Consider the following 5,669-nt stretch of genomic DNA (forward strand, 5'->3'; position numbering starts at 1 on the left):
AGTAAAGAACCGGTACTACGTACGTGTTGCCAATCTGCATAAGCACCAGATTGATTAGCGTATTTCCAAATCCAATAATCTGCAATACCAATAGGCGAACCAGAAGATCCATTATACCCATTAGTAATAAAGTTAATGTTAGTAGGTGCAGCCGGATTAGTACCATCTCTAAAGACATTAGGTAAAGTGTAACTATTGTTATTAGTCGTAGAGTTAATCATACCAACAGGAGATGCCCAATAATTATAAGTATATAAATCGCGTGTACCTTGTTGATCACGTTCTAAACTACCAGAGCTAGTAGGATCTAAATCACTATCTGTTGTTTGTATTAATTGCGATTCTCCTTCTAAATCAATTTTACCATCAATTTTAAGGTAGTGAGTTACAGTTAATCCATTACCCGCATTAGTAGCAGTATCACCAGAAAGTTCAAGTTCGTTAGCAGTAACAAATAAACCAAGAACAGAACGGTTTAGATTGTTAGCAGTAGGTAAACTAGCATTGTCCATAGTAATATTATGAGACGTTTCTACAATATTCCAATCTACAGTAATGGTAGGGTCAACAATAGAAGCAGAACCAGGTATGTATTGCTCAGTACCATTAGTCCAAGAAGAGTTGTTAGTCCAAAGACCATTACTTGTTGTTGTATATGGTAATGGAGATGTTTGATACTCTAAATTAAATTCTGAAGGTTCAGCTAAACTACCTCTGTTTCCGTTACCTGATACGTCATTTAAATGAGTACCTATGTAAGAATTCATGTTATAGTAAGCCAATAAATTATTCCAGTTAACAATAGAAATATCATTTTTTGTTACAGTAGCTGGTAGTACATCACCATTAACCATTGATGCATTTTCGATTAATTCTTGGTTCATTACAAATCTTAATTGATCTAAAGTTAAAGCTCTATCCCAAATTCTAATTTCATCTAAATCACCTTTAAAAAAGTCAATAATATTAGATTTGTCAATGTAAACAGCTCCAATAGCTAAAGAAGATCCGTTTGGTGTTGATGATGTGATTACCTTCGTGTTATCTAAAACACCATCAATATAAATATTTGCTGTTGTACCATCATATGTCACTGCTACATGATGCCACACGTTATCCGGAAGTTGTGTATTTGCATCAATCCTATCTGTAGTTGTATTTGTGCCTACTGAGAAAGCAGGATAATTATTATTTGTTAAAAATAATTTATAACCAACAGTACCATTATTTTTAGCTAATATTGTCTTATCTGTACCTAAAGCATTTGCTCCATCTGGTTTTACCCAAGCAGAAGCTGTAAAGCTACCGGCTAGATCCACTTTGTCACCAATATTAGTATAGTTATCAATACCATCAAAACCAAGTTGTCTTTCTCTAACTTCTTCATGAGCAATACCAATTGTGAAATATTTTGTGCCATCAAAGTCAAATGTACCTTCTCTTGTAGGTATACCATTAAATGTAGATGGATCTAAAAATACTGTTCTTAAATTTGTAGAGAAAGTAGGATCATCTGCAACAAGCATTACATAAGCATCATTACCTGTTAAAGGTGGTAGGCCAGCTAGGTCAGATTCAAAAACAGATAGCTCTACAGTACCAACATCATCACCTGCGGTTTCAACAATTTTCCAAGTTCTATTCATTACATCAGTAACAGTTGTAACAGTAGCTGGTCCTAAGCTAACAACAATTGATGTCGCTGATGAATTTGTGTTTTGTCCATTATTCCCCCAAACAAGATATTCGTTACTTGTGTTAAAAGTTTGAGAATTTAGGTTATTAGTTAACTCAGTGTTATTTAAAGAGAATGAAACAATAGCACTGTTATTTACACTTTTTGATTGTTTTTGATATAAATCAGAATTATCGTCACGACCAATACCGGCAATATCATAATTATAACCTGCATTAGCAGACGTATCCCAAATTATAGTTCCGTCAGAAGCTACATAATCCTTAGAAGTACCGTTTACACCTAAAGTAATACCGTATTTGATTGCTAGATATGATTCTATTCTATTTCTTTCATCTGTAACAGAAGCATTGTTTTTTCTAGAAGAGAAAGTAATAATTTCCGCTATTGTACCGTAGTAACTAGCTCTGTAGGCTTGACTTCTACCAATCCAATAATTTGAATTGTTAATGTTTGTAAATTGAGGTGAACCTACTTCATAGTTATCTACTTTAACTCCATTATATAATACTTCTTGAGCAGTAGGAGATGTGCTGCTATTATTTCTAGCATTAATTATACCTACATTATTATATGAAGGCGCAGCACCAGTTTGAGCAACACCATATCCTCTTAAATTAATATCAGATGGATTAGGTTCTGGAGTAGAGGATATAGCATAAGTTAAAACCTCGTTATTCATTCTAACGGTATATCCGCCCCAACCAATTCCTGTAACATCTTTATCTGTATTATCTCCAGGGTTAGCGTCACCACAAAACATATCCATAGCACCATAAGAACTGTTTACAGTTTCTTCAGGAAAAGCTACTATAAATATATCTTGAGTATGAAAACCTGTGGAGCCTTCAAGGTATTGTTGTGGCGTGTAATTTAAATTAGTTTCGTAAGGTGCATTAGGAGTATTATTAAAGTCTACTACAGCATTATAATTAACATTTTTACCATAAATATCTCGGTAAGAAGGTTCTTGTCCTGTTGTATGAACCGTTGCATTGTTAGTATTAGCTTGGTCAAACCATGTGCTTAATGGTTGGTTGTCAGATAAACCTGCACCATCATTAGCTTTAAGCCATAATTCTAAATCTGTAGTTACTCCACCTGGTCCTTCACTTAAAGGTGTTAATCCATAACCTTGAATATTAAAAGTGAAAGGGTTTTCGTTAGAATCATTGTTAGCTATAGAAACAGTAGCGCCTCTTAAACCATTACCAGAAGGATCAAAGGTTATATCAAAAGTTGTAAAGTTTCCTGCTGTAATAGAGTTAGAAGGTGTTGATGTAAGTGTGAAATCCCCTGAATTAGGTCCTGATATAGTGATGTAAGGAGATGGGGCTGTAAGGTTTAACGTTAATAAACCTGTATTATTAATAGTGAAAGTGTGTGTAGTTGATCCAGCAGCAACATTTATACTTCCAAAATCAGTATCATCTGCAGTGGAAGGTGTAATGTCGTTATTTAAAATATCCGTAGAGTTACCTTCTACCGCAATTTCTGGTAAAGGTGTAGTTACAGCTGTTAATGAAATATCATCAATAGCCATATCGCTTCTATAATTAGAACCAGTTGTTCCAGAAATTTTTATAGTAACTGTTTGTCCTAAATAAGCTGATAAATCTATAGAGGCTAGGCTCCAAATAGAACCATTACTTGTGTGTTGTTGACCTGTAACCGAAAATATATTGTGATCAAATGTTACACCATTATTAGTACTTAAGTCTACACTTAAAGTTCCCATATTGCTACCATACATATGATAGTAAAATGAAAAATTAGCAGAACTTGCAGAAGACAAATCAAAACAAGGACTTATTAAATCACTTGTATTGTTAAAATTGCTCGAGGCTTCTGTATATAAATACCAATTACCTCCATTAGCACTATTTGGACCAGTACTACTAGAAGGCGTTCCGTTTTGGTTTCTTGTCCAGTCAAAATCATCAGTTGAGCTTTGTGTCCATTGCCCTATACCAGATTCAAAATTTTCATTGTAAGGGAAACTACTAACTATAGAAGAACAAGAACCAGAACAGCCACCACTAACATTAAAGTTTAAAGTTGTGCCGGAAGCGTTAGCACTTGCTCCAGAATTTGTTAAAACTGTACTACCAGAAGAAGTTATAGTTATATTTGAAGCGCTACCATTCCAACCATCTCCATAAGTATCGTACATTATTATATAATAATTATTACCGTCAGGAATACAACCTAATGATACTGTTGTAGAATAAGAATCGTCACAGCACCCATTGTAACCATTATCTATAGTGGCTATGAGCGTATTAGAAGGATCGTAAATTTCTACTCTATTTTCTGAAGACCAACTAGGCCAATTTACACTTACTTCAACAATTGATGTTTGTGCGAAAGAAAATGTTACAAACATTAAAAACAATACTAATGTGTATACTTGTTTTAATGTTAGCTTTTTCAAACTCTTTGGGGTAGAATTTTTCATAAGCAGGTTTGTTTTGGGTTGGGATTAACATTAATATGTGTTAAAACTATGTAAATCAATGATTAAGTGCAAAAATATTCGATGAAATACATTGTTAAGTGGAAATTACTTACAAAAATCAAGATAAAAAGAAGTTTATTTCGTTTAAGTGTTAAATTGAATAATTATTTAATAAAAAAGCCGAAACATACGTTTCGGCTTTTTTTATAAGTATTTGATTGAAAAGTTTTATTCAATCAGGACTTTTTTAGAAATTTCACCAATATCTGTTTTCATTTTAATAATGTAAGTCCCTGTACTTAATTTACCTGTTTTTAAAGCAGTATAATCTAAAGTATCAATATCTGTTTCGCTAAATATTTCTTGAGATAAAATGTTATATAACTTAACAGATGTTATGTTGTGTAACTTAGGGTTATTAATAATAATACTTGATTGACTATTGTTATAGTATGTATTAATGTCTTGAACAATTACATTATCTTCAATACTAAGAGTAGAAGAAGTACTAAATACCATAGAGAAACGATCTAGATATTCGCCAGCAGGCAGATTAATAGTAAAATCGTTAGCTCTAATATCATGATATGTACTTGTTGCATTATCAAAGATATAAATCTCTAAGTTATCAGGAACATTTTCTAAAGCGTCAATAGTAAAAGTATTGTTACCACTATCATCAGTGTGTATACCAATAGGTAATACGGTATTAACATCAATAACATCGGTTCCTTGAATAATGTATTTATTACCTTCAATCATCCAATACATATCATCTACTTGGTCTTCATTATTAACACCATCATATCCCCAATCTTCTCCTGCAGTAGCGTGAGAATCTTTAGTAACTAAAAGTTGTCTATGTATACCGTTTACAGTATTGATACCAAGTCTAATTTTTAAACGGTTATCAATATTGTATGCAGAAGTAGTCTCGTTAGTATTAGCAGTTCTAACAAAAGTAGAAGAAGAGCTACCTTCTTTTTCAAAAACACGTTGCGCATTAGTAAATCTGATAGTACCACTAGCTTCACTTTTAACGAAGAACCCTTGTCCAACCGGAATATAACGACCAGGTAATTTAGAAGGCGTACCACCAGTAGCAACTAATGGGTCATTGGTTCCGTAAGAAGCAGCAGGAGTAGCACCTGATAAATTATAGGTAGCGTAACCACCTTGGTATTCTGCTAGTATATGAGATCCTCCGCCCCAATGTTCCCAGAAGTATAACGTACCGGTAGTCGCACCAGCCGCATCAATAGTAGGTGCATTGTCCATTATAAATTGATGAGCATCAATAGCAGAAGCATAAGGGTTACCAACTAAATATTCATTATTAGCAGTAATAGGTAAAGTAATATCACCATTATTAGGTTTACCTTGATAGGTGTAATTTTGTTCTAAAGTAACATTACCAGAAGTGTTAGCCACACCTTTCATAGTAAATCCTTCCCCAGGAAGTAAAGAACCGGTACTACGTACGTGTTGCCAATCTGCATAAGCACCAGATTGATT

General features: G+C 33.6%; 2 protein-coding genes. Both read right to left on the bottom strand.

Annotated features, from left to right (window positions below):
- Positions 1-4,154: DUF8202 domain-containing protein (locus H574_RS14215; RefSeq protein WP_081653213.1), on the bottom strand; the 4,154-nt coding region annotated here is incomplete at its 3' end.
- 228 nt (positions 4,155-4,382) lie between these two features.
- Positions 4,383-5,669 (bottom strand): T9SS type A sorting domain-containing protein (locus H574_RS0112025; RefSeq protein WP_027880820.1); only part of this gene is annotated, 1,287 nt, incomplete at its 5' end.

Origin of the sequence: Mesoflavibacter zeaxanthinifaciens DSM 18436, from assembly GCF_000422365.1 — a bacterium.
Classification (GTDB): domain Bacteria; phylum Bacteroidota; class Bacteroidia; order Flavobacteriales; family Flavobacteriaceae; genus Mesoflavibacter; species Mesoflavibacter zeaxanthinifaciens.